The organism is Kitasatospora sp. NPDC032150 (genome assembly GCF_055579945.1).
Genome location: NZ_JBVIMH010000004.1, coordinates 90,536 through 113,111 on the forward strand (window position 1 = coordinate 90,536; position 22,576 = coordinate 113,111).

Sequence of the window (22,576 nt, forward strand, 5' to 3'; positions counted from 1 at the left end):
CGCGGCGTCCTCAGCCACGGCATCCGGCGCACTCGCGGTGTGCGGATGCTCACAGGCTCACCACACGCCACGGGTTCCGATCATCCCGCTGGCTTTGGAAGGATCGTCAGCATGTCCGGTTCCCATCGTGTCACCGTCCAGCCCTATGCCGAGGTCCAGCCCCCGGCAGTCCACGGCGACGGAGGTGAGGCGCTCCGCCCGAGAGGGCACCGGCGCAAGCCGCGCAAGCGCCGGGGCAAGGCGCTGATGGGGGGTACGGCGATGCTGCTGGCGGCCACCGCGGGCTGGTTCACGGTGGGCCAGAGCGCCGGGAGCTCCGCGCACCCGTCCGCGGCGGCCCCCGAGAAGCCGGAGGCTGACGCGGGGTCGGCCGGTGTCAACGCGGCGCAGGCGATCCGCAGCGACTCGGCCGCGGCCAACCGCTCGGACCGCACCGACGGCACCTACGCGGCCATACCGGGCCTGGGCCCGAGCTTCAGTGCGAAGATCCCGGCACAGACCCGCCAGCTGGTGGTGGCATCCGGCAAGGACCGCAACTCCTCCGACACCACGGTCACCCTGTGGACCCGCACGCCCGACAACCGCTGGAAGCCCGGCGCCGCCTGGCAGGGCCACAACGCGTACAAGGGCTGGACCACCGACAAGCACGCGGACGACCTGCACAGCCCGATCGGGGTCTTCTCGCTGTCCGATGCCGGCGGCCGGATGCCCGACCCGGGCAGCAAGCTCCCGTACGACCAGGACTCGCACTTCGTGGTCGGCGGCACCGGCTTCAAGGGCGAGCAGCTGGCCGGGTCCTTCGACTACGTGGTGGCGATCAACTACAACCGGGTGCAGGGCGTCTCGCCGCTCGACAACCGCTTCCCCGACGGCAAGTCCAAGGGCGGCGGCATCTGGCTGCACGTGGACCACGGCGGTCCCACCCACGGCTGCGTCTCGCTGCCCGAGGACCAGATGGTCGAGCTGCTCAAGACCCTGGACCCGGCGGCACATCCGATGATCGCCATGGCGGACGCCGCTACCCTGGCCACCTGACCCTTGTGCCGCAAGGGCCGTTGTACGGCCCCTACAGGTTCCGGCCTGGGACGTTGTACCCGGGCGTGAGCACCTGACCGGACGGTAACCGGGTTGAGTGGCAATATGACCAGTTCTCGAATCGTTTCGCTCGGCCACTACCAGCCGCCGAAGGTCCTCACCAACGAGGACCTGTCGAAGCTGGTCGATACCGACGACGAGTGGATCCGCAGCCGGGTGGGCATCCGCACCCGGCACATCGCGGTCGAGGAGACCCTGGTCGACCTCGCCACCGAGGCGGCCCAGAAGGCGCTGGCGAACGGCGGCCGGCGGGCCGCCGAGGTGGACCTGGTGGTGGTGGCCACCTGCACCGCCGTGGAGCGCAGCCCGTACACGGCGGCCTCGGTCGCCGCCCGGCTGGGGATGACCGCGCCGGCCGCGTACGACATCAACACGGTCTGCTCGGGCTTCTCGTACGCGCTGGCGACCGCCGACCACGCGATCCGGGCCGGCGCGGCGCGGCGGGCGCTGGTGATCGGGGCCGAGCGGATGTCGGACACCATCGACTGGACCGACCGCACCACCTGCGTGATCTTCGGCGACGGCGCGGGCGCGGCCCTGGTCGAGGCGGTCCCCGACGAGCGGGCCGGGATCGGCCCGGTGGTCTGGGGCACCGAGCCGGAGAAGACCGACGCGGTGGTGATCACCGGCTGGGACCCGACCATCAGCCAGCAGGGCCAGGCGGTCTTCCGCTGGGCCACCACGAAGATCGCTCCGCTGGCCCGGGAGACCTGCCTGAAGGCCGGTCTGGACCCGTCCGAGCTGAAGGGCTTCGTCGCGCACCAGGCCAACCTGCGGATCATCGACGCCATCGCGAACAAGCTGGGGGCGCACGACGCGGTGATCGCCCGCGACGTGGTGGACTCCGGCAACACCTCGGCGGCCTCCATCCCGCTGGCGCTGAGCAAGCTGGTGGAGCGCGGTGAGCTGCACTCGGGCGACCCGGTACTGCTCTTCGGCTTCGGCGGCGGTCTCGCCTACGCGGGGCAGGTCGTGCGCTGCCCGTAGCGGGCCCCGGACACGGCTGTGGGGCGGCCGGAATCAGTCGATTCCAGCCGCCCCACAGTGGTCTCCAGCGCGTCGCGGCACGTCGGCGAACCTCCCCCGAGGACACAACCGCCGTCCGACGCACCCCGGACAGGAGGCCGGAGCTGCGCGCTGAGTGGATGGTGGGACAGATGCTTGTTACTACTTGGGCGGCTTCTTACCGGTGACGCCCAGGTAGACCTGCAGAGCCAGATTCGGCTTGAGGTCCTTGACCTTGACGCCCCAAGAGGTGAATGCCTTGGAATGCTCCGCTGCCGAGGCAAGCAGCGAGACCAGGGCGCCGGCGATGGCTGCCGGATCGACCGTTTTGTCGGTCTTGGCCTGGTTCACCTTCACTGCCTCGGTCAGGGCCGACGCCACCGAGTTGAGGACCTTCATGCGGATCTTGAAGAACCGCTTGTCCCCCTCGGCTGCACCGAGAGTAACGACTCGGAGAATGGCGTCGTTCTTGCGCCAGAAGGCGAGGAATCCGTCCACCAGTTCTTCCGAAGCGGTGTAACCGGGCTTTCCCGCCCAGGACTTTACGTCGACGAGCTCTTTGAGCCCGGCGCTGTCCTCGGCCATTTCCTCGGCGATCTCGAGGACTGCGCCCTCGACATCCGGGAAGTACTGGTAGAAGGTCGCGGGGGAGGTACCCGCCATACGGGCGACGTCGATGACCTTGACGTCCCGGTAAGGCGACGTGCTGAGCATCTCGCGGAGGCAGTCGAGCAGCTTCTGCCGCGTCTCCTGTCCACGTCGCCCGGCGACGCGACCGTCGACGGTGCGAACTTGTCCTGTCATGCCGTCAGCTTACCGTGGCACGATCTTGTCGCGATTCGGTGATGCGACTATTACTCCGCCCGGGGGTGGTTCGCAGCGTTCATCGGGGCGCTCGGAGCGATATTCCGAGCGCATCTGAAGCCCCCCCGTGTGCTGATGACCCCACAGCGTGACGGAAGGTTGGCTGAAGGGTGATCGGGTTGCGCAGAGTGATCGTCAGCGTGGGCTCCGGGCGGTGGCCGGCTCACGGTGGCCCGGGCGTGTCCCTGGCGGGGGAGATTGGATCCGGCGGCGCGGGCATTGGAGAATCGGGGCGGCGACCCGGCCAGGGTCGCCGCAGACGGGGAGGAGGCAGCGGAGTGGACCAGCTGACGGCGCACGATCCGAGGCGGATCGGGCCCTTCGAGGTGCTGGGGCGGCTCGGTGCGGGCGGAATGGGCCTGGTCTACCTGGCGCGGTCGGCGTCCGGGCGGCGGGTGGCCATCAAGACCGTCCGGGGCGAACTGGCCGAGGACGAGCTGTTCCGGGTCCGCTTCGCCCGCGAGATCGCCGCGGCCAAGACGGTCGGCGGCTTCTACACGGCGGCCGTGGTGGACGCGGACGCGGACGCTCCGGTGCCGTGGCTGGCCACCGCGTACGTGCCCGCGCCCTCGCTGGAGGACCTGGTCACCGAGTGCGGGCCGCTGCCGGTGGACGCCGTCCGCTGGCTGATCGCCGGGATCGCCGAGGCGCTGCAGTCGATCCACACCGCCGGCCTGGTGCACCGCGACCTCAAGCCGTCCAACGTGCTGGTGGTCGAGGACGGCCCGCGCGTGATCGACTTCGGGATCGCCGCCGGGGTCTCCAGCGCCCGGCTCACCATGACCAACGTGGCCGTCGGCACCCCCGCCTACATGTCCCCCGAGCAGGCCAGGGACAGCCGCAGCGTGACCGGCGCCAGCGACGTCTTCTCGCTCGGCTCGCTGCTGGTCTTCTGCGCCACCGGCCACCCGCCCTACCGGGGCGGCAACCCGGTCGAGACGGTGTTCCAGCTGCTGCGCGACCAGCCGGACCTCTCCGGGTTGCCGGTCGAGCTGATGGACCTGGTCCGGGCCTGCATGCGGCCCGCGCCCGAGCACCGGCCGACGCCCGCTCAGATCCAGTCCGAGCTGGCTCCGCACCTGTTCTCCCGGGACGACGCCTCCGGCGAGGCGGGGGACTGGCTGCCGGCCAGCGCCATCGCGCTGATCGAACACAAGCGCGGCCGCCGCCCGGCCGCACCGACCCCGCCGCCGGCGCCGCCGGCCCCCGTGGTGCCGCCGCGGCCGGCCGTGCCGCCGGCCGCCCCGCCGGCCGCGCCCGTGGTGCCGCCAGCCCGCAGCGGCGTCCTCGACGAGGAGGTGGCCACCGAGAAGCTGACCGCCCGCCGCCGCCCGCCGGCCGGCCAGGGCTCGGCCGAGGTGCAGCTCTCCGGCGCGGCCGTACGGATAGGGCCGGGCCCGCGGGCCGACCAGACGCCTCCGGCCGAGGGGGCGGTGGCCGGTACGGACTGGGTGCGCCGCGCCGTCCCGCCGCAGGCCGCCCGCTGGCGGCCCTGGCGGTTCCGGATGTCCAACGACGTCTGGGGCACCCCGCTGGTCGCCGACGGCACCCTGTTCGTCTCCAGCTTCGAGGTGCACGCCCTGGACATCGGCTCCGGGCAGCGCCGCTACAAGACCCGTGACGTGGCCTGGGCGCTCACCGTGGACTCCGGCCGGGTCCACGCGGCCGACGGCCCCCACCTGTACACCGTGGACGTCGCCGACGGCACCGAGCGCTGGCGCCACGCGCTGGACGGCTGGGTCTACTCGCTGGACGCCGCCGACGGGGTGCTCTGCTGCGGCATCAGGGGCGGTGGGGTGCAGCTGCGCTCGGCGGCCACCGGCGCCGAGCTGTGGCGCGCCGACGACGCCCAGCAGGACTACGAGAGCCCGCAGTCCGGCCCCGCGCTGGTGGCCGGTGCCGTGTACTACCACGGCGGCGGGCGACTGCACTGCGCCGACCCGCGCGGCGGGGAGCGCTGGTCGGTGCCGGTCGGCGAGGACGTGCCGTCCAGGCCGGTGGAGCGCGGCGGGGTGCTGTTCGTCACGGCCGGGCACCGGGTGCACGCGCTGGACGCCGCCAGCGGCCGCGAGCACTGGCGGTTCGACGCGGCCGTGGTGCTCTTCACCCCGCCCGCGCTGGACGGCGGCTCGGTGTACGTCGCCGACTACCTGGGCACCGTGTACGCGCTGGACGCCACCACCGGGCGGGAGCGCTGGCGCGGCCGGACCGGCAGCCGGCAGGGGGCCGAGCCGGTGGTGGTCGCCGACGGCACCGCCCTGGTCGGGGCCGGGGACACGCTGTACGCCTTCGACACCGCCTCCGGGCGGGAGCGCTGGCGCTACACCGCCAGGGGCGAGATCGTCGGTTCTCCGGCCGCGGCGGACGGCCTGGTCCACCTCGGCAGCCGGGACCACTCGCTGCACACCCTGGACCTGGCCTCCGGACGCCTGCGCTGGCAGCTTGGCACCAAGGGCGAACTGACCGGCTCCCCGGTGGCCGTCGGCGGCAGGGTCTTCGTCGGCAGCAAGGACCGCTGCGTCTACGCCCTGGACGCCTTCTACGGCACCGCCGTCCCACAGGGATGAGCCGGCCGGGGCGCGGTCCCGCGCCCCGGCCGGGCCGGTCGGTTGCCGGGCTCAGCCCCGGCGGGCCTCCGGGTGGCGGGTGAGCCAGCCCTCCCAGGCGGAGGCGACCATGGCCTCGACGTCGTGCTCGGCGCTCCAGCCGAGCTCCTTGCGGATCAGGTCGGCGGCGGCGACCACCCGGGCCGGGTCGCCCGGACGGCGCGGGGTGACCTCGGGGGCGATGTCCCGCCCGGTGACGCGGGCGATCACGGCGAGCATCTCGCTGACGGACACACCCTCACCGCGCCCGATGTTGAGGGTCAGCGAGACCGGCCCGTCGGCCGCGTCGAGCCGCTTCACGGCCGCGACGTGGGCGGAGGCGATGTCCGAGACGTGGATGAAGTCGCGGATGCAGGTGCCGTCCGGAGTCGGGTAGTCGGCGCCGAAGATCAGCGGCGGCAGCCCGTCCGTGAGCCGCTGGAAGACCATCGGGACCAGGTTGGTGACCCCGTCGTCGGCCAGCACCGGCGAGGCCGCGCCCGCGACGTTGAAGTAGCGCAGCGACACCGTGGAGAGGCCGTAGGCCTGGGCGGAGGCGTTCAGCAGCCACTCGCCGACCAGCTTGGTCTCGCCGTACGGGTTGATCGGGGCGCAGGGCGTGTCCTCGGTGACCAGGTCCACGTCCGGCATGCCGTACACGGCGGCGGAGGAGGAGAACAGCACCTTCTCCACACCGGCGGCGACCGCGGCGGCCAGGACGGTGCGCAGGCCCTCCACGTTCTCGTGGTAGTAGTGGAGCGGCTCGGCCACCGACTCGCCGACCTGCTTCTTCGCGGCGATGTGCAGCACACCGGTGACCTGGTGGGCGCGGAGCGCCTCGTCGAGGACCGCCCGGTCCAGGACCGAGCCGACCACCAGGGGTACGCCTTCGGGCAGCCGGTCACGGGAGCCGCTGCTCAGGTCGTCCAGCACCACGACCCGCTCGCCAGCTGCGACCAGTTGGTGCACCACATGTCCGCCGATGTAGCCGGCTCCGCCGGTGATCAACCATGTCATGGCGGGAATCCTATGCCAGGTGGCGGCGGCCGGACCGGGCCCGAGCGAACCGGGCGGCGGACCCGGTGCGTCGGGCACCTCGGGGGAATCGGACGGCTGACATGGACGGTCCGGTACGATCGCAAGCGATTACTGGGATCACCGGGCGGCCCGTCCCTTCCCCTGAGTGACGCGGATAATGGCTGTGATGGAGGGGGTAGGGGCCCGAATGGCCAGTAGCAATTTCGGCGAACCTCCTCGGGTCAGCGTTGTGGTGATCGTCTTCAACGACGCCGAGCGGATTGCCACCGCCGTCCGGTCCGCGCTCTCCCAGGGTGACGCGGTCGGCGAGGTCGTCGTGGTCGACGACGCCTCCACCGACGCCACTCCGGAACGGCTGGCCCGGCTGGCGGCCGCGGACGACCGGGTGCGGGTGATCACCAGGACCGAGAACAGCGGCGGTTGCGGCACCCCGCGCAACCAGGGCCTGAACGCCGCGCGCGAGCGGTACGTGATGCTGCTGGACAGCGACGACGTGCTGCCCCCGGACACCGCCCGCACCCTGCTGGACACCGCCGTCGCCGAGCAGGCCGAGGTGGTCGCCGGCGTCTGCGTCCGCCGCGAGTTGCCCGCGGGCACCGACTCGCCCTGGCAGCGCGACCTGTTCCCGGCCGACGGCGCCCCGCCCGAGCGCTACGACGGCATCGGCGGCCGGCCCGAGTTCCTGCGTGACACGCTCTGCGTCAACAAGCTCTACGAGCGCGACTTCCTCGACCGCCACCAGGTGCGCTTCGCCGAGGGCGCGGTGCACTACGAGGACTTCGTCTTCACCGCCCTGCTCTACGCCGCCCGGCCCAGGCTGGTCGCGATCCCCGACACCGTGTACCTCTGGCACGTCCGCCGGGCCGCCGGGCGGCAGTCGATCTCGCTCCGCCGGGACGAGGTCCGCAACTGGCAGGACCGGGTGGACGCGCACACCGAGGTGGTCCGGATCCTGCTCGACTCCGACCAGCCCGAACTGGCCCGGGCGGCCCGGACCAAGTTCGTCGACCACGACTTGCGGATGTACGTCCGTGAGCTCCGCCACAAGCCACCCTCCTACCGGGCCGAGTGGTGGCAGATCGCCCGGGCCCACCTGAGCTCCTTCGAGCCCGCCGCGCTGGCCGCCGCCACCCCGGCGGGCCGCTGGGTCGCCGAACTGCTGCTGGCCCGTCCCGAGCCGGTGACCGGCGCCGAGCTGCGCCGGATGGGTGAGCTCGCCGCCAACCCGCCCAGGCTCGCCCCGCCGTACCCGGTCGACGCCGAGGGCCGCCCGGAGCTGGCCGCCGGGGTGCCGCTGACCGGTCTCACCGAGCTGCCGCCGGCCCAGCTCCCGCTGGCCGTGGACGGCGTCGTCAGGCTCGCCTCCTCGTGCGTCGTACGGCTGCGGGTGCACGACGCGTACGGGCTGGTCTCCGCCGCCAAGCCGGTCGGCGCCACCCTGGAACTGCGCACCCGGGTCGGGCCGCCGCTGACCCTGCGCCACCCGCTGCAGCTGACCGAGCACCCCGAGGACGGCTGGATCGCCACCACCTCGGTGGACGCCTTCGAGCTGCGGGACGTCGGCGAGATGACCGCCTGGGCGATGCGGGTCAAGGTGCGCTACGCCGACGGCAGCGGCGCCGTCACCGCCGTCCGCTCGGCGACGCCGGCCAAGCGGCACGTGGTGTTCCGGCCGCCGCTGAGGATCGCCCTGGTGCAGGTGTACGAGACCGGGAACGGCGAGCTGGGCCTGCGGGTCGCCGACGGCGTCCGCGGCGGCTGGGAGGTCGTCCGCAGCCGGCTGCGCCGGGCGCTGGCCCGCCGGGGCTGAGAGCTGCTCCTGCTCGCCTCCGGGCGCTCCCCGCGGCGGAGCCGCCGATCAGCGGGGTCGGCGCCGACGGTCGTCACCCGCCTTTTCACGTCGTGCATCAGCGGCTCCGCCGCGGGTGGCGCGCCGCCCCCAGCCTCCGGCCGGGGGGACCCGCCCCCAGCCTCCGGCCGGGGGGACCCGCCCCCAGCCTCCGGCCGGGGGGACCCCCGCGGCTCGCGAGGGGGCCGCCGGGCGAGGTCGAGCCAGGCGGCCGGTGGCCGGGGGTGGCTCCGGCGGATGGCAGAATTTATGGGATTCCGTTACCGCGATCCGCTATGTCCTGCCAAGCGGACATCGCCCGGTGGTCCGCCGCCGGGGCGACAAACGCCCGAGGTCCCGGCGCTGCCGGGAGCTGTGCTCACCGACGACAAGGACCCTCGCTCCATGCCCTCCAGCCAGGCGAAGCCGCTGGTCAGCGTCATCGTGATCGTCTACAACGACGCGGACCGGCTGCCGCGGGCGGTCGCCTCCGTACTGCGCCAGTCGCTGCGCGGTGTCGAGGCACTGATCGTGGACGACTGCTCCACCGACGACAGCTTCTCGGTCGCCCAGCGGCTCGCGGCCGAGCACCCCGGGCAGGTCCGGGCGCTGCGCCTGCCGGAGAACAGCGGCGGCTGCGGCGGCCCGCGCAACCTCGGCATGACCGAGGTCCGGGGCGAGTACGTGATGTTCCTGGACAGCGACGACGAGCTGGACGACCACGCCTGCCGCAACCTCTACGAGGCGGGGGAGCGGACCGGTGCGGAGCTGGTCTCGGGCCTGAGCGTGCGCCGCTTCGTGGGCAACCGGAACGGCAAGACCGACCGCTGGTACCCCTGGATCTACTCGCGCACCCGGACCCTGGACTCCGTGTCCGAGCTGCCCGACCTGCTGGTGTGGGACACCCTCTCGACCAACAAGGCCTACCGGCGGAGCTTCCTGACCCGCACCGGGCTGCAGTTCCCGCTCGGCATCCTCTACGAGGACCTGCTCTTCTCGGCGCAGGCGTACCTGGCCGCCGAGCGGATCACCCTGATCCCCAACCGGGTCTACTACTGGGACCAGTGGCCGCAGGCCAAGGACAAGGGCGCTGCCTCGCTCTCCAACCGGCGCCACGAGATCCGCAACTTCACCGACCGGCTGGAGATCCACCGCCGGATCGACGCGATGCTCGCCGACCGCGACATGGCCGAACTCAGGTACCGCAAGGACCTGAAGTTCCTCAAGCACGACCTGGTGCTGCACCTGCGTGACCTGCCGTTCCTGCCGGAGGACTTCCGCCGGGAGTTCGCCGGGCACGCCCGCGGCTACCTGGCCGGTCTGGACCCGGAGGCGGTCGCGGAGAGCCCCTTCATCCAGCGGATCTGCGCCTACCTGCTCTCCCGGGACGACTGGGAGAACCTGCTCCCGGCCATCGACACCCTGCTCAACCGGGACAAGCTCTCCAGCCCGCTGGTGGAGCGGGACGGGCGGATCTTCTGGTGCGGCGAGCACCTGGACGACCCCGAGGGCCGCCGGGTGCTGGAGGTCACCGCCCACGGCTACCACTCCAAGGCGCTCGGCCAGCTCTTCCTGCGCAACCGGCTCACCCGCTACGCCGTCGGCCCGGGCGGCGTCGAGCTGGCCGGCCGGGTCGTCAACCCGCTCGGCCGGATCGCGGCCGACGCGAAGATCTCCGCCAAGCTGGAGTTCACCGCCCGCCGCAAGACGATCAAGTCCAAGTTCGCCTTCCCGGTCCGCGAGGTCCGGCACGACGGCGACGGCATCGTCTGGTCCGCGACCGCCGACCTGGCCAAGGCGCTGCGGCCGCTCGGTGTGCTGGACGGCGTCTGGGACGTCCGCTGCGTGTTCACCGTGAACGGTGAGCGCACCGCCACCCGGCTCACCGTCGGGGACCTCGACCTGGCGGCGTCGCCCACCCCGGCGGTCCGGCCCCGGCTCACCCGCCTGACCGGCGACCGCCTGGAGCCGCACCGCTCGGTCCGCGGCCACCTGGCCTTCGAGCTGGCCGCCGAGGGCGGCCTGGCCCGCCGCGGCACCGACCTGATCGAGCGCGCCATGCGCGGCGAGGCGGGGCCGGTCGCCAACACCGCGATGGACCGCGCCCGACGCACCCTGCGCGGTGCGCTCAGGCTCAAGCGGCAGCTGAACAACGGCGACACCAAGCTGAAGGTCTACCACCAGCTGCTGCACCGGCTGCCGGTGGTCAAGGGCCAGGTGGTGTTCGAGAGCCACCAGGGCAAGCAGTACAGCGACAACCCGCGGGCGATCTACGAGGAGCTGGTGCGGCGCGGCGCGCCGATGAAGGCCGTCTGGTCGTACGCGGGCAGTGCGGCGGGCTTCCCGTCCGGTGCCACCCTGGTCAAGCGCTGGTCCTGGCAGTACCTGCGGGCGCTCGCCCAGGCCGAGTACTGGGTGGACAACCAGGGCTTCCCGTACCGGCTGCGCAAGCGGCCCGAGACCACCTACATCCAGACCTGGCACGGCTCGGCGCTCAAGAAGATGGGCTTCGACCTGGCCTCGCTCAAGCGGCAGACCCCCGAGCAGCAGGCCCTGTACCTGGCCGGGCTGAACCGCTTCGACCACTTCGTGGTCCGCTCCGAGCACGACGTGCGGACCCTGGCGCCCGCGTACCGGATCGGCGAGGACCGGCTGCTGCGGGCCGGCTACCCGCGCAACGATGTCCTGCGCGACGAGGGGGCGGCCAAGGACCGTCAGCTGGCCAGCGAGCTCGGGATCGACCTGACCAAGCCGGTGGTGCTGTACGCGCCGACCTTCCGCGCGGATGCCTCCGGCCGGGTGCGGACCTTCGAACTCCCCTTTGACGTGGAGGAGTTCGCCGAGCGCTTCGGCGACCGGATGACCCTGCTGGTGCGCTGCCACTACCTCAACCGGGTGGTGCTGCCGCCCTCGGTGGCCGGCAAGGTGATCGATGTCTCCGGCATCCAGGAGGTCACCCCGCTCTACCTGATGGCGGACGCGCTGATCACCGACTACTCCTCGCTGATGTTCGACTACGCGCTGCTGGACCGGCCGATGCTGTTCTTCGCCTACGACTGGGAGGAGTACGCCGACGACCTCCGCGGCACGTACTTCGACCTGCTGCGGGAGGCGCCTGGCCCGGTGCTGCGCGACGCCGGGGAGCTCTACGAGGCGCTCGGCGACCTGGACCTGGTCGGCAAGGAGTACACCGAGGCCAGGCAGCGGTTCGTGGCGGAGTACGGCGAGTACGACCAGGGCGACGCGGCGGCGAGGATCGCCGATCTGATGTTCGGCGCAGCCGACGGGACTGAGCAGGAGGCCGGTCGATGAGCCGCGACATCTTCATCGTCAGCAACAGCGTGGACGAGCTGGGCGGCGTCTCCAGCTGGTCGCACCGGATGGCCGAGCTGCTCAGCGCCAGGGGCCACCGGGTGCAGCTGGTCGGCATCGCGCCCGCCGTCCTGCACAAGGACTTCGGCGACGACCTGCCGTACGGCATGACCACCCTGTACCAGGAGCGCCCGGCGTCCGCCTGGACCCCGCGCTACCCCTGGCAGCAGCTGGACGCCGGGGCCCGCCGCCGGGAGGCGAAGCGGGCGGCCGGGGTGCGCGAGGCGGCCGCCCGGATGAGCCGGATGTTCCAGGACGCGGGCCCGGGCGCGGTGGTGATCGTCGCCCAGGTCTGGGCGATGGAGTGGGTGGCCCAGGCCGACCTCAAGGGCCTGCAGGTGATCGGCATGACCCATGAGTCGTACGAGACCTGCCGGGCCACCTCCCGGTACGGCCGGGTCAAGCGCTACTACGCGGACGTGGACCGGCTGGTGGCGCTCACCGAGGAGGACGCCGACGCCTGGATCCGCGACGGCATGAACAGCACCTGCGGCATCCCCAACCCGCTGCCCTTCCCGCTGCCCGAGACGGTGCAGCCGGCCACGAAGACCGTGGTCAGCATCGGGCGACTGGCTCAGGAGAAGGGCTACGACCTGCTGCTGGAGGCCTGGGCCCTGGCGGTCGAGCGGCGGCCCGGCTGGCAGTTGAAGATCTACGGCCTGGGCGAGGAGGAGGAGGCGCTGCGGGCCCGGTGCACCGAGCTCGGCCTGGACGGCTCGGTGGAGCTCCCCGGGCGGACCGACGACGTGCCGGGCGCGCTGGCCGGGGCCGCGGTGTTCGCCATGTCCTCGCGCGGCGAGGGTTTCCCGATCTCGCTGATGGAGGCGATGGCCTGCGGCGTGCCGTGCGTGTCGTTCGACTGCGCGCCGGGCGTCCGCGAGATCATCCGGGACGGCGAGGACGGCCTGCTCGCGCCGACCGGCAACACCACCGCCCTGGCCAGGCAACTCGGTCGTCTGATGGATGACCAGGAGCTGCGCGACACCATGGCGAAGAAGGCGCGCGAGGCGATCGTCCGCTACTCGCCGGAGCAGGTGACGGCGCGCTGGGAGCAGCTCTTCGACCTCCTGGACGCATAGGGCCGCGCGGGTGCGGGGAGCCGTGCGGCAGTGCCGCTTCCCCGCGCCCCCGGGGCTCTCCCTGCTTCCATCGGCTCCGGGGTGCTTCCATCGGCTCCGGGGTGTTGGCGCGTCGCACAGGTAAACGGACATACCGGTGGAATCCTGACAAAGTGTCGGCTGTTTGCCGAGGTCTCACCGTGTCCGGAACCGGAGGCAGCTCAAGGTGCACCCCAAGAAGGAACCCACCCGCCCGATCCCGGCAGGTCCCCGGCCCAACGGTCCGAGGCTGCTGCTCCCCGGGGCCGCCCTCACGCTGGCCGGCCTGCTGGTGAGCGGCTGCACCAGCGGTCCCTCGTCCTCCTCGACCGCCTCCACCGCCTCGCCCAGCCCCTCGGGCTCCGCCATCCCCGCCGGCAACGGCGGGTTGCAGCTGCAGGAGGACTACCAGCGGGTCATCTCCAACGTGCTGCCCTCGGTGGTGCAGATCACCACCCCGAACGGTCTGGGCTCCGGGATCGTGTACGACACCAAGGGCAACATCGTCACCAACGCCCATGTGGTCGGCGCCGCCCAGACCTTCGCCGTCAGTCTGGCCAACAGCACCAAGACGTTGGACGCCACGCTGGTCGCCAGCTACCCGGACTCCGATCTCGCGGTGATCAGGCTGGCCAGCCCGCCGGACGGCCTCAAGCCTGCCGCCTTCGGGGACAGCAGCAAGGTCGAGGTCGGCCAGATCACCCTGGCCATGGGCAGCCCGCTCGGGCTCTCCTCCAGCGTCACCCAGGGGATCGTCTCGGCCACCGGCCGGACCGTCACCGAGCCGAGGAGTCCGGGGGCCCCGGGGGCCACCATCGGGAACATGGTGCAGACCTCGGCCGCCATCAACCCGGGCAACAGCGGTGGACCGCTGGTCAACCTGAACAGCCAGGTGATCGGGATCAACACCCTGGCCGCGGTGGACCAGGAGACCAACGGTGGCGCCGCCCAGGGGATCGGCTTCGCCATCCCGGCCGCCACCGTCACCAGCATCGCCGACCAGCTGATCAAGCAGGGCAAGGTCACCAACTCGGGCCGGGCCGCCCTCGGCATCACCGCCCGGACGTACTTCGACTCCAAGTTCCATCCGGCCGGCGCGGTGGTGGTCAGCACCACCCCGGGCGGCCCGGCCGCCGCGGCGGGGCTGCAGGCGGGCGACGTGATCACCAAGCTGGGCGACACCGACGTCAACTCGCTCAGCGCGCTGACCACCGCGCTCGCCTCGCTCCAGCCGGGCGGCAAGGTCACCGTCACCTTCGTCCGGGACGGCCAGGGCAAGACCGCCGACGTCACCCTCGGCACCCTGGAGTCCTGAGCCCGACGGGCCGCAGGGCCGTCGGGAGCCGAGCCCCCGCCACGGCCCCGGGCCCGGCGGCCGCACCGTGCAAGGGTGGCGGCCGTCGGGCCCGGTCGTGTCCGCACCGGGTCAGCGGGACCTGGTCCGCCACGGGAGTTCGACCGTGATCTCGGTCGGTCCGCCCGGCGGGCTGTCCACCACGAAGACCCCGTCCACCGCGCCGACCCGCTCGCCCAGACCGGCCAGGCCGCTGCCCGGGTAGGCGGCCGCACCGCCCGTGCCGTCGTCCTGGACCACCACCATCAGCCGGTCGCCGGCCCGCCAGGCCTCCACCGAGGCGGTGCGGGCGCCGGAGTGCTTGGAGATGTTGGTCAGCAGTTCGCTGACCGTGAAGTACGCGATCCCCTCCACCGCCGAGTCCGGCCGCTGCACGGTGCCGTCCGGTCGGGACAGGTCCACGTGCACCCTGACCCCGCCGGGGACGGTGCAGCGGGCGGCGACCGCGGAGAGCGCGGCGTCCAGGCCGCGGTCGGTCAGCACGGCCGGGTGGATCCCCCGGGCGAGGTCGCGCAGCTCCTGGAGGGCCAGCTTCACCTCGCCGTGCGCGGCGCCCACCATCTTCGCGGCGGCCTGGACACCCTCGGCGTCCGAGCCCTCGACCGAGTCGGCCAGCTTCTCCTTGGCCAGGCCCAGGTCCATGGCGAGGGCGACCAGCCGGGCCTGCGCGCCGTCGTGCAGGTCCCGCTCGATCCGGCGCAGGTCGGCGGCGGCGGTGTCGACCACCGCACCCCGGTCCTCCTCCAGCTCCTTCACCCGCTCGGTGAGCGCGCCGGGGGCGAGCAGGCTGCCGATCAGCATCCCGTCCACCGTGCCGAGGAAGCGCATCGCCCAGGGCAGCACCGGCCAGCCGACGATCAGCAGGACCAGGGTCAGGGCGAAGCTGAGCACGCCCCAGGGCAGCAGCAGGAACGCGTAGAGCGCACAGCGCCAGTTCAGCCAGTCGGTCAGGACGGCGATCACCCAGCCCGCCCGGCCCGGCCGGGAGACCACCACCGGCCCCGGATCGGGCAGATCGAGGCCGAGCCCGGTCCGCGCCCGGCGGCGGGCCAGCGAGCCGAGTGCCCGGCAGCCGGCCAGCCCGCCGGCCAGCAGCGGCATTCCGATCACGGTGATCGAGAGCCCCAGGCCGGCGGCCAGCGTCACTACGGTGAAGACGAAGGCGCCGACGCCGAGCGGCAGGTTGAGCAGCAGGTGCTGCACCTGGCGCCACATCCTCGCCCCGTACAGCGGCGGAGCGGCCGGCCGTCGGCCCGGCGGTGCGTCGTTCATGGTCTTGGCCCTCCCGGTGGACTGTCGGGCTCCAGCATTCCGGGTCGGCGCAGCCCCGGGCCATGGGGGTGATCGGCGTCCGCGGCAGGGGGTTATCCCCACCCCTGGGCAGGCCTGACGCGGCCGGGCCGGGAGGAGGCGTTCTCCCGCTACTTGTCCACCGGACGTCTTGAAGGTCGGGCAGGGTGTGGGGAGAGTACACCGCTGCGCTTAGACTCGCGCCGTAGCGATGGTTATGTGCGCGTAAAAATGAGGCCGGGAGAGCCCGCCGGGAACGGTGGGGCCTCGGCCGATCTGGAGGCGAAGAAGTATGGAGGGGCCGCTGGCCGCTGCCGACCCCGCCGTGGGCGGCGGCTACTTCGACGCGTATGCCGCGGTGGGCCTGCTGGCCGTCGTCGGCGTGCTCTTCGTCACGGTGGCCTTCACCGCCAACCGGCTGCTGCGGCCGGTGGTGCACTCGCCGGAGAAGCTGCTCACCTACGAGTGCGGCGTCGATCCGGTCGGCGCGGACTGGGCGCACACCCAGGTCCGGTACTACATCTACGCCTTCCTGTACGTGATCTTCGCAGTCGATGCGATCTACCTCTTCCCCTGGGCGACGGTCTTCGCCGCCGCCGGGTTCGGTATGACGACCCTGGTGGAGATGTTCGTCTTCATCGGTTTCCTCGCAGTCGGGCTGCTCTACGCCTGGAGGAAGGGCGTTCTGGAATGGACGTGACCCGCAACGTGACGCACAGCCACTCGCACGGATCCGCCGACGGGCCGGTCGTGCTCGGCATGCCCGACCCGGCGCGTCCGGGCGCGGTCGAGCCGCGCCGGCTCGGCCCGCTCGCCCGGCTCGCCCCGGACCCGGTCAAGGTGGTGCTCAACTGGGGGCGCCGCTACAGCCTCTGGTGCTTCAACTTCGGTCTCGCCTGCTGCGCGATCGAGTTCATCGCGGCGTCGATGGCCAAACACGACTTCATCCGGATGGGTGTCATTCCGTTCGCGCCGGGCCCGCGCCAGGCCGATCTGATGATCGTCTCGGGCACGGTGACCGACAAGATGGCCCCGGCCGTCAAGCGCCTGTACGAGCAGATGCCCGAGCCCAAGTACGTGATCTCCTTCGGTGCCTGTTCCAACTCGGGCGGCCCGTACTGGGACTCGTACTCCGTCACCAAGGGCGTGGACCAGATCATCCCGGTAGACGTCTACGTGCCCGGCTGCCCGCCGCGGCCCGAGGCGCTGCTCCAGGGCATCCTCAAGCTGCAGGAGAAGATCGCGGCCGAGTCGCTGCCCGCGCGGTACGCGGCGCCCGCCTCCGCGCTGCGCCGTCCGCTGGTCCCCGCTCCCGCGCAGACCCCGGGGGGCGAGCAGTGATCCCGCGCAGCGCCGAAGAGGTCGCGGTCGCGCTCGGCGAGTGGGCCACCGCCGCCGAGGCGTACGAGCTGCTGACCGTGGACGTCCCGGCCGAGCACTGGATCGAGGCGCTCACCAGCGCCCGGGACGTGCTCGGGCTCGGCTTCTTCGACTGGCTGAGCGCGGTGGACGAGCTGTCCGAGGGCTTCTCGGTGGCCGCCCACCTCGCCGCGCCCGGTGAGCCCGGGGTGCGGCACCTGGTGCTGCGGACCCGAATCCCGCGCGCCGCCGCCGTGCTGCCGAGCGCCGTCGGCGTCTACGCCGGTGCCGCCTGGCACGAGCGGGAGACCCACGAGATGTTCGGCATCGACTTCACCGGCCACCCGCACCTGGCCACCCTGCTGCTGCCGGAGGGCTTCGAGGGCCACCCGCTGCGCAAGGAGTTCGTGCTGGCGGCCCGGGTCGCCAAGGACTGGCCCGGTGCCAAGGAACCGGGGGAGGGCGACCACGGCGGTGGTCCGGCCCGGCGCAAGATGCAGCCCGCCGGTGTGCCCGACCCCAACGAGTGGGGCCCGCTCAAGGGCACCCTGCCGCCCGCCGCCGAGCGTCCGGCTCGCGCCGCCCGGGGGCCGCGCGCGGCGGCCGGAGCCGGTGCCGAGGGCGGACCCGCCGCGCGGGCCGACCGGCCGCGACGGACCCGCAGCATCAGCGACGGTTCGGTGAGCCAGGCGGCGGAGGGTGCCGAGGCCGCCGAGAGCACGGCGCCGCCGGTTCGGGTGCGCCGGACGCGCAGCGTGAGCGGGGGTTCGGTGAGCCAGGCGGCCGGCGGTGCCGAGAGCGCCGAGGCCGCCGAGAGCGCGTCGGCACCGAAGCAGGAGGCGCCCGCACGGTCGGCTGTGGCCCGTACCCGGTCCTCGGACGCGCCCTGGCACTCCCCGGTGCCCGCCGCCGGACCCGAGCCCGCCGGGGAGGCTCCGCCGAAGGCGTCGCCGGCCGGCGACGGGACGCCGGCCGGCGACGGAGCGGGCACGCCCGCCGAGAACCCCGCCCAGGCCCCCGCCCAGAGCCCTGCCGAGACCCCCGGCGAGCAGCCCGCCGAGAACCCCACCGGGAAGCCCGCCCAGAACGGAGACAGCACGTGAACCTGCTCGACACGCTGCTGCGCTGTGTCGCGGTCCTGGTCGTCTTCCTGGTCTTCCCACTGATCATCGGCCAGACCGAGCACAAGGTGATGGCCCACATGCAGGGGCGGCTCGGCCCGATGTACGCGGGCGGCTTCCACGGCTGGGCGCAGCTGGTCGCCGACGGCGTCAAGTTCGCGCAGAAGGAGGACGTGGTCCCGCTCGACGCGGACCGCCGGGTCTTCCAGGCGGCGCCGGCCGTCGCCCTGCTGCCGTACCTGATCGTGCTGCTGCTGGTCCCGGTCGGACCGAACGGCTTCGTCGGCCAGGCGGTGGACGCCGGCCTGTTCTTCGTCCTGGCCGTGATGGGCATCGGCGTGCTCGGCTCGCTGATGGCCGGCTGGGCGTCCGCCAACAAGTTCTCGCTGCTCGGCGGTCTGCGGACGGCCGCCCAGCTGATGTCGTACGAGCTGCCGATGCTGCTCGCCGCCGCCTCGGTGGCGATGGCGGCCGGCACGCTCTCGCTGCCGGGGATCGTGGACGCCTTCCACTGGTGGTGGGTGCCGTGGCAACTGATCGGCGCGTTCGTCTTCTTCACGGCCGGGCTGGCCGAGCTGCAGCGTCCGCCGTTCGACATGCCGGTGGCCGACTCGGAGATCATCTTCGGCGCGTACACCGAGTACACCGGGCTGCGCTTCGCGCTCTTCCTGCTCTCCGAGTTCGCGGGCATCCTGGTGATCTGCGCGCTGACCACGGTGCTCTTCCTCGGCGGCTGGCACGGCCCGCTGCCGGAGAGCCTCGGCTGGCTGTGGACCCTGCTCAAGACCTTCGCACTGGCCTTCGTGGTGATCTGGCTCCGGGTCACCTACCCCCGGCTGCGCGAGGACCAGCTGATGCGTTTCGCCTGGACCTGCCTGATCCCGCTCGCGCTGCTCCAGCTGGCCATCACCGGCGTCGTCAAGGTGGCGATCTCCTGATGAACATTCCCGGCAGTGGCCTGGCCAAGGGCCTGGCCGTCACCCTGCGGACGATGACCAAGCGGTCGGTCACCGCGCAGTACCCGGACGTGCAGCCCGAGCTGCCCCCGCGTACCCGCGGCGTGATCGCGCTGCTGGAGGAGAACTGCACGGTCTGCATGCTCTGCGCCCGTGAGTGCCCCGACTGGTGCATCTACATCGACTCCCACAAGGAGACGCTGCCCGCGGCCGACCCGAACGCCCGCGCCCGCACCCGCAACGTGCTGGACCGCTTCGCGATCGATTTCTCGCTCTGCATGTACTGCGGTATCTGCATCGAGGTCTGCCCGTTCGACGCGCTCTTCTGGTCGCCGGAGTTCGAGTACGCGGAGACCGACATCCTGGAGCTGACCCACGAGCGGGACCGGCTGCGGGAGTGGATGTGGACGGTGCCGCCGCCGCCCGCGCTCGACCCGGGGGCCGAGGAGCCCAAGGAGATCGCCATGGCCCGCAAGGCCGCCGACAAACTGGCGGCCGCGGCCGCCGCCCAGGCCGAGGCCGCCGGGGGTGGGGCCGCATGACCGCCCTGCTCGCCGCGGCGGGTCCGCTGGACCCGGCCACCCGCTCCTTCCTCTCCCCGACCGGTGTGGAGGTCGTCTTCCTGCTGGTCGGCATCGCCGTGCTCGGCTCCGCCGTCATCTCGGTGACCACCAGGCAGCTGGTGCACGCCGCGCTCTGGCTGGTCGTCGCGCTCGGCGGCCTGGCGATCGAGTTCCTGCTGCTGACGGCCGAGTTCATCGCCTGGGTCCAGGTGCTGATCTACCTCGGCTCGGTGATCGTGCTGGTGCTCTTCGGACTGATGCTCACCAAGGCGCCGATCGGCCGCTCGCCAGACGCGGACTCCGGCAACCGCTGGGTGGCGCTCGGCGTGGCCCTGGCCGCCGCAGGCACCCTGGTCACCCTGGTCGTGGACGCCTTCCGGACCTCCTGGCTGGACCTCGGGGCCGGCGGCGGCAGCGCCGGGGTGACCGGCGCCTACCTGTTCCGGCACTGGGTGCTGCCCTTCGAGGCACTGTCCGTGCTGCTGCTGGCCGCGCTGATCGGCGCTATCGTGCTCTCCCGCAACGGCGGCGGACGGCTGCCGAAGCCGCGCGCCGGGAAGCTGCGCGCGGGCAAGCCGGCCGGTACCAACGGCCGCGCGAGCGCGACCGCCGCCCGGGCCGGCAGTGCGGGTGCCGCCGCCCCGACGACCCCTGCGCAGGAGAACTGACCGCCGATGCACCTCGTGTACCCAGCCGTCCTCGCCGCGCTGCTGTTCAGCGTCGGCGTCTACGGCGTGCTCGCCCGGCGGAACGCCATCCTGGTGCTGATGTCCGTCGAGCTGATGCTCAACGCCGTCAACCTGAACCTGGTCGCCTTCGACGCCTGGCTGCGCGACTCGCTGCACGCCGGGCAGGCGCTCACGCTCTTCATCATCACCGTCGCCGCCGCCGAGATCGGGCTCGGCCTCGCCATCGTCCTGCTGGTCTTCCGGAACCGGGGTACGGCGGACATCGACCGGCTCACCGCCCTCGGTGACCCGAACGAGGACGCCCCCGAGGCCGCTGCGGAGGCCGCCGCGCCGAACGACAGGGCCACCGCATGAACCTCGCCCTTCCCGCCCTGGTCCCCGCGCTGCCCGCGCTCGGCGCCGCCGCGACCCTGGCCGCCGGCCGCCGCGCCCCCGGCTTCGCCCGGCCGCTGGCCATCCTCCCGGTGGCCGCCTCGGCGGTGCTCGCCCTGGTCGTCGCCCTCCAGCTGGGCAGCGGCCAGAGCCTGGACGCCGCCACCCGGCTCACCCCGACCGGCGGCCCCGACATCTTGCTCGCCATCCACCTGGACGGCTTCAGCTCGCTGATCTCCCTGCTGGTCGGCCTGGTCGCGACCTGTGTGCAGGTCTACTCCACGGCCTACCTGAAGGACGACCCGCGCTACCCCTCGTACGCGGCGCTGGTCTCACTCTTCACCGCCGCGATGTTCCTGGTCGTGTACTCCGGCGACCTGGTGGTGCTGCTGGTCGGCTGGGAGATCATGGGCATCTGCTCGTACTTCCTGATCGGCCACCACTGGGAGACCGCCGACGCCCGCTCGGCCTCGCTCAAGGCGTTCCTGGTCACCAAGCTCGGTGACGTCCCCTTCCTGTTCGGGATCTTCCTGCTGGGCGCGGACGCCGGTACGTTCCGCATCGGCGGGGTGTTGGAAGCGGCGGCCGGCGGCAGGCTCGGCCACCCGACCCTGATCGCGCTGTTGCTGCTCGCCGGGGTCGCCGGCAAGAGCGCGCAGTTCCCGCTGCACACCTGGCTCCCCGACGCGATGGCCGGTCCGACGCCGGTCTCCGCGCTGATCCACGCCGCCACCATGGTCGCCGCCGGCATCTACCTGGTCGCCCGGCTGCTGCCGGTCTTCCTGCTCTCCGGCGCCGCACTGCTGGTGCTCTCGGTGATGGCGGCCGTCACCATGGTCGGGTCCGCCCTGTGCGCGCTCGCCCAGGACGACCTCAAGCGGGTGCTCGCCTACTCGACCGTCGGCCAGCTCGGCTACATGGCCGGTGCGCTGGCCAGCGGCGACCGCGACGCAGCGGTGTTCCACCTGGTCAGCCACGGCGCCTTCAAGGCCCTGCTGTTCCTCACCGCCGGTGTGGTGATCCACGCCGCGCACACCAACTCCATCTCCGCAATGTCCCGGATGCCGGACCTGCGCAGGCGCGTCCCCGACGCCTACTGGACGATGGGCATCGCCCTGGTCGCCCTTGTCGGACTGCCGCCCTTCAGCGGCTTCTTCAGCAAGGAGGCGGTGCTCACCGCCGCCGAGCACGCCGCGACCGGCGAGGCGATCACCAACGGACTCGGCCCCGCCTCGGCGGTGCCCGCCGCCGGCGGCTGGATCGTGCTGGTGTCCGGTGCACTCACCGCACTGCTCACCGCGGCGTACGCGACGAGGCTCTGGCTGGTCGCCTTCCACGCGCCGGCGCCGGCCGCCCCGGAGCCGGGGCAGGCGAACGGGCACGTCGAGGGCGCGCCGTACTCGCCCGAGATCGACGAGGCCGGGACGCAGCTCGAACCGCACGCCATGCGCTGGCCGCTGTGGGTGCTCGCCGTCCCCACCATAGGATTCGGTGTCGCCGGACTGCGCTCCAACTGGCTGCCCAGCCTGCTGGACGGCGGCTCGCTGCGGCCCTCCACCAGCACCGCGGTGATCGGTACCGCGCTCGCCCTGGCCGGGATCCTGGTCGCGTACGCGGCCTGGCGCTCGGGCGCCGCACGCGCCGCCGCGGCCGCCCGGACGGTACCGGCCGGCCAGCCGGCGGCTCCCGCCGCCGATCCCGGACGGACCCTGCTCGGCCCGCTCTTCGGCCCCGCGCAGCACGGCTTCCACGTGGACCGGCTCTACAGTGCGCTGTTCGTCCGCCCGACGACCGCCGCCGCGCAACTGGTCCGCTTCCTGGACCGCGAGGTCATCGAGACCTACGTACGCGGCACGGGCGGCGGCGCCAATCTGCTCGGCTGGCTGGTCCGGCGGGCGCAGAACGGCAACGCGCAGGCCTATGTGAGCGTCCTGCTCGCCGGCGTCGTCCTGCTCGCCGTCCTGGTGGCGGTCGGCACATGACCCGTA

At 72.7% G+C, this 22,576-nt stretch carries 18 protein-coding genes; 15 read left to right on the top strand and 3 right to left on the bottom strand.

What is annotated here, in order from left to right; all coding sequences use genetic code 11:
- Positions 1-111: 111 nt before the first annotated feature.
- Positions 112-1,035 carry a L,D-transpeptidase family protein gene (locus ACZ5ON_RS06635; RefSeq protein WP_465586317.1) on the top strand — a complete coding sequence of 308 codons (924 nt, stop codon included), beginning with the start codon at positions 112-114 and terminating at the stop codon, positions 1,033-1,035.
- Between the two features lie 105 nt (positions 1,036-1,140).
- On the top strand, positions 1,141-2,082 hold the full coding sequence (locus tag ACZ5ON_RS06640) for a beta-ketoacyl-ACP synthase III (RefSeq protein WP_465586319.1): 942 nt from the start codon (positions 1,141-1,143) through the stop codon (positions 2,080-2,082).
- Positions 2,083-2,262: 180 nt separating this feature from the next.
- Here ACZ5ON_RS06640 and ACZ5ON_RS06645 read toward each other — a convergent pair whose 3' ends face one another.
- Positions 2,263-2,904, bottom strand: a complete 642-nt coding sequence (locus ACZ5ON_RS06645; RefSeq protein ID WP_344634882.1) for a TetR family transcriptional regulator — start codon at positions 2,902-2,904, stop codon at positions 2,263-2,265.
- Between the two features lie 338 nt (positions 2,905-3,242).
- Here ACZ5ON_RS06645 and ACZ5ON_RS06650 point away from each other — a divergent pair, with 338 nt between their 5' ends.
- Positions 3,243-5,531 (top strand): outer membrane protein assembly factor BamB family protein, encoded by a 2,289-nt coding sequence (locus ACZ5ON_RS06650; protein ID WP_465586321.1) that lies wholly within the window; start codon positions 3,243-3,245, stop codon positions 5,529-5,531.
- A 51-nt stretch (positions 5,532-5,582) separates the two neighbouring features.
- Here the strand turns inward: ACZ5ON_RS06650 and galE are convergent, their stop codons facing one another.
- Positions 5,583-6,566: a UDP-glucose 4-epimerase GalE gene (gene galE, locus ACZ5ON_RS06655; protein ID WP_465586324.1), complete on the bottom strand. Its 984-nt coding sequence runs from the start codon at positions 6,564-6,566 to the stop codon at positions 5,583-5,585.
- A gap of 208 nt (positions 6,567-6,774) precedes the next feature.
- Here galE and ACZ5ON_RS06660 point away from each other — a divergent pair, with 208 nt between their 5' ends.
- From ACZ5ON_RS06660 to ACZ5ON_RS06675, 4 genes are all read left to right on the top strand, one after another.
- On the top strand, positions 6,775-8,397 hold the full coding sequence (locus tag ACZ5ON_RS06660) for a glycosyltransferase family 2 protein (protein WP_465586326.1): 1,623 nt from the start codon (positions 6,775-6,777) through the stop codon (positions 8,395-8,397).
- 423 nt (positions 8,398-8,820) lie between these two features.
- The gene (locus ACZ5ON_RS06665; protein ID WP_465586329.1) at positions 8,821-11,727 is read left to right on the top strand and encodes a bifunctional glycosyltransferase/CDP-glycerol:glycerophosphate glycerophosphotransferase; all 2,907 of its coding nucleotides are present in this window, start codon (positions 8,821-8,823) and stop codon (positions 11,725-11,727) included.
- Positions 11,724-12,866, top strand: coding sequence for a glycosyltransferase (locus ACZ5ON_RS06670; protein ID WP_465586333.1), 1,143 nt, complete (start codon positions 11,724-11,726; stop codon positions 12,864-12,866). The genes ACZ5ON_RS06665 and ACZ5ON_RS06670 overlap by 4 nt, the downstream gene beginning before the upstream one ends.
- A 205-nt stretch (positions 12,867-13,071) precedes the next feature.
- Positions 13,072-14,199: a S1C family serine protease gene (locus ACZ5ON_RS06675; protein ID WP_465586336.1), complete on the top strand. Its 1,128-nt coding sequence runs from the start codon at positions 13,072-13,074 to the stop codon at positions 14,197-14,199.
- 111 nt (positions 14,200-14,310) lie between these two features.
- Here the strand turns inward: ACZ5ON_RS06675 and ACZ5ON_RS06680 are convergent, their stop codons facing one another.
- Positions 14,311-15,510, bottom strand: a complete 1,200-nt coding sequence (locus ACZ5ON_RS06680) for a sensor histidine kinase (RefSeq protein ID WP_465586339.1) — start codon at positions 15,508-15,510, stop codon at positions 14,311-14,313.
- 310 nt (positions 15,511-15,820) lie between these two features.
- On the opposite strand from ACZ5ON_RS06680, the gene ACZ5ON_RS06685 reads away from it, so the two are divergent.
- Genes ACZ5ON_RS06685 through ACZ5ON_RS06720 form a run of 8 tightly spaced genes read left to right on the top strand, consistent with a single transcriptional unit; the run spans position 15,821 to position 22,570 of the window.
- Positions 15,821-16,228, top strand: a complete 408-nt coding sequence (locus tag ACZ5ON_RS06685; RefSeq protein ID WP_465586342.1) for an NADH-quinone oxidoreductase subunit A — start codon at positions 15,821-15,823, stop codon at positions 16,226-16,228.
- Positions 16,219-16,869, top strand: coding sequence for an NADH-quinone oxidoreductase subunit B (locus ACZ5ON_RS06690; RefSeq protein ID WP_465586344.1), 651 nt, complete (start codon positions 16,219-16,221; stop codon positions 16,867-16,869). The genes ACZ5ON_RS06685 and ACZ5ON_RS06690 overlap by 10 nt, the downstream gene beginning before the upstream one ends.
- On the top strand, positions 16,866-17,990 hold the full coding sequence (locus ACZ5ON_RS06695) for an NADH-quinone oxidoreductase subunit C (protein ID WP_465586347.1): 1,125 nt from the start codon (positions 16,866-16,868) through the stop codon (positions 17,988-17,990). The genes ACZ5ON_RS06690 and ACZ5ON_RS06695 overlap by 4 nt, the downstream gene beginning before the upstream one ends.
- A 2-nt stretch (positions 17,991-17,992) precedes the next feature.
- Positions 17,993-18,946, top strand: a complete 954-nt coding sequence (locus ACZ5ON_RS06700) for a complex I subunit 1/NuoH family protein (protein WP_465587136.1) — start codon at positions 17,993-17,995, stop codon at positions 18,944-18,946.
- On the top strand, positions 18,946-19,506 hold the full coding sequence (locus ACZ5ON_RS06705) for a NuoI/complex I 23 kDa subunit family protein (protein WP_465586350.1): 561 nt from the start codon (positions 18,946-18,948) through the stop codon (positions 19,504-19,506). The genes ACZ5ON_RS06700 and ACZ5ON_RS06705 overlap by 1 nt, the downstream gene beginning before the upstream one ends.
- Positions 19,503-20,195: an NADH-quinone oxidoreductase subunit J family protein gene (locus tag ACZ5ON_RS06710; protein WP_465586353.1), complete on the top strand. Its 693-nt coding sequence runs from the start codon at positions 19,503-19,505 to the stop codon at positions 20,193-20,195. The genes ACZ5ON_RS06705 and ACZ5ON_RS06710 overlap by 4 nt, the downstream gene beginning before the upstream one ends.
- Positions 20,196-20,201: 6 nt before the next feature.
- Positions 20,202-20,570 carry an NADH-quinone oxidoreductase subunit NuoK gene (gene nuoK / locus ACZ5ON_RS06715; protein WP_465586356.1) on the top strand — a complete coding sequence of 123 codons (369 nt, stop codon included), beginning with the start codon at positions 20,202-20,204 and terminating at the stop codon, positions 20,568-20,570.
- Positions 20,567-22,570 (top strand): NADH-quinone oxidoreductase subunit 5 family protein, encoded by a 2,004-nt coding sequence (locus ACZ5ON_RS06720; protein ID WP_465586359.1) that lies wholly within the window; start codon positions 20,567-20,569, stop codon positions 22,568-22,570. Before nuoK ends, ACZ5ON_RS06720 begins: the two co-directional genes overlap by 4 nt.
- Positions 22,571-22,576: the final 6 nt, after the last annotated feature.

Bases quoted from the DNA above. Each gene is read 5' to 3' on its own strand.
- galE (WP_465586324.1), bottom strand. From the start codon at position 6,566: ATGACATGGTTGATCACCGGCGGAGCCGGCTACATCGGCGGACATGTG.
- ACZ5ON_RS06635 (WP_465586317.1), top strand. From the start codon at position 112: ATGTCCGGTTCCCATCGTGTCACCGTCCAGCCCTATGCCGAGGTCCAG.
- ACZ5ON_RS06685 (WP_465586342.1), top strand. From the start codon at position 15,821: ATGGAGGGGCCGCTGGCCGCTGCCGACCCCGCCGTGGGCGGCGGCTAC.
- nuoK (WP_465586356.1), top strand. From the start codon at position 20,202: ATGCACCTCGTGTACCCAGCCGTCCTCGCCGCGCTGCTGTTCAGCGTC.
- ACZ5ON_RS06665 (WP_465586329.1), top strand. From the start codon at position 8,821: ATGCCCTCCAGCCAGGCGAAGCCGCTGGTCAGCGTCATCGTGATCGTC.
- ACZ5ON_RS06640 (WP_465586319.1), top strand. From the start codon at position 1,141: ATGACCAGTTCTCGAATCGTTTCGCTCGGCCACTACCAGCCGCCGAAG.
- ACZ5ON_RS06720 (WP_465586359.1), top strand. From the start codon at position 20,567: ATGAACCTCGCCCTTCCCGCCCTGGTCCCCGCGCTGCCCGCGCTCGGC.
- ACZ5ON_RS06690 (WP_465586344.1), top strand. From the start codon at position 16,219: ATGGACGTGACCCGCAACGTGACGCACAGCCACTCGCACGGATCCGCC.
- ACZ5ON_RS06710 (WP_465586353.1), top strand. From the start codon at position 19,503: ATGACCGCCCTGCTCGCCGCGGCGGGTCCGCTGGACCCGGCCACCCGC.
- ACZ5ON_RS06680 (WP_465586339.1), bottom strand. From the start codon at position 15,510: ATGAACGACGCACCGCCGGGCCGACGGCCGGCCGCTCCGCCGCTGTAC.
- ACZ5ON_RS06705 (WP_465586350.1), top strand. From the start codon at position 18,946: ATGAACATTCCCGGCAGTGGCCTGGCCAAGGGCCTGGCCGTCACCCTG.
- ACZ5ON_RS06645 (WP_344634882.1), bottom strand. From the start codon at position 2,904: ATGACAGGACAAGTTCGCACCGTCGACGGTCGCGTCGCCGGGCGACGT.
- ACZ5ON_RS06670 (WP_465586333.1), top strand. From the start codon at position 11,724: ATGAGCCGCGACATCTTCATCGTCAGCAACAGCGTGGACGAGCTGGGC.
- ACZ5ON_RS06660 (WP_465586326.1), top strand. From the start codon at position 6,775: ATGGCCAGTAGCAATTTCGGCGAACCTCCTCGGGTCAGCGTTGTGGTG.